Raw genomic sequence first — 676 nt, 5'->3', positions numbered from 1 at the left:
ACGGCGGAGGCCGGCGGCGTCGCATGATAGGCCGTCGCGGTCGTCCATGGGACGATCGTGTCGAACGCGAACGGGCCGGGGACGCCCTGCGGGCCGGCCGTCCCGGTCGGGCCCTGGTTGCCCTTCCGGGCGATCAGCAGCCAGCGATGCGCCGCCAGGTCGGCCGCGAAGGCCACCGCAGTGTGGTCGGCGGTGCAGACATAGGTCTCGCCGTCGAAGGTCACGACCGACGCCGGGGAATCGGCGGCGTAATCCGTGCCCGCAGCCCAGGCCGTGACGGCACCGAACGGCAGCGGCCCAGGCGGGCCCTGGGCCGGCACCGCGATCTCGGACACCTCCGGGAGCGCCTCGCCGTCGATCTCGACGTCGCCGTCGTCAGCCGAGACGATGACGTCGGTCATCGGCTTTCGCCTACGTCGTGGATCAGCTGCCCGTACCACATGCGCAGACGGCGCCCGTCGGGCGTGATGCGCAGCAGCGAGTGCACGTAGGTGGCGGCCGGCAGCAGAACGAGACGAGCCTGCGGGATGAAGAGCGTGAAGGCGCCGGCTGGCGCGTCCGTGATGGTCAGCTCGCCGGTCTCGGTCGTCAGCTCGAGCGCCGCCTCGTGGTCGGTCGCCTTGCGGCGGACCTTCATCAGCAGCCGGTTCTGGGTGAGCGGAATCGGCACCGCCGG

The 676-nt window shown here is 71.9% G+C and carries 2 protein-coding genes; both read right to left on the bottom strand.

Annotated elements, in window-relative coordinates:
- A partial coding sequence (locus CH341_RS31725; protein WP_425376231.1) for a hypothetical protein occupies nucleotides 1–401 on the bottom strand: 401 nt, incomplete at its 3' end.
- A partial coding sequence (locus tag CH341_RS34735; RefSeq protein WP_170149895.1) for a hypothetical protein occupies nucleotides 398–676 on the bottom strand: 279 nt, incomplete at its 5' end. The genes CH341_RS34735 and CH341_RS31725, both read right to left, overlap by 4 nt.

This window comes from Rhodoplanes roseus (assembly GCF_003258865.1).
Classification (GTDB): Bacteria; Pseudomonadota; Alphaproteobacteria; order Rhizobiales; family Xanthobacteraceae; genus Rhodoplanes; species Rhodoplanes roseus.
Note: the sequence above shows the minus strand (reverse complement) of the source record. Positions and strands in the feature narration are given on the sequence as shown.